Annotated in this window: 1 pseudogene; it reads right to left on the bottom strand. The window is 65.6% G+C overall.

The features are described 5' to 3' along the window. Positions 1 to 253, bottom strand: a pseudogene (locus tag AABE10_RS36355) (hypothetical protein); the annotation flags it as partial.

Below are 253 nucleotides of genomic sequence, written 5' to 3'. Positions count from 1 at the left end.
ATGGCGCGGCGCCGTCTTGCCGATGACTTCCCCGGTTGCCGTATTGAGCGCCGCGAACAGGCTCAGCGTGCCGTTGCGCTTGTATTCGAAGCCGTGGCTCTCGGCGCGCCCGGGCGACAGCGGCAGCTGTCGATGGCGGTCAGGAACCGCGCAAATCCGGCGACACACAGTTGACGTGACGTGATAAAGGCGGTAACTGCAAGTTGCGGGGAAGGTCCTGACGCTGTGCGCGTCGGAAGGAGCCCGTAGGGCG

The organism is Paraburkholderia diazotrophica (assembly GCF_038900755.1).
GTDB classification, from domain to species: domain Bacteria; phylum Pseudomonadota; class Gammaproteobacteria; order Burkholderiales; family Burkholderiaceae; genus Paraburkholderia; species Paraburkholderia diazotrophica_A.
The sequence above is the reverse complement of the archived record's forward strand: the minus strand, read 5'-3'. Positions and strand labels throughout refer to the sequence as shown.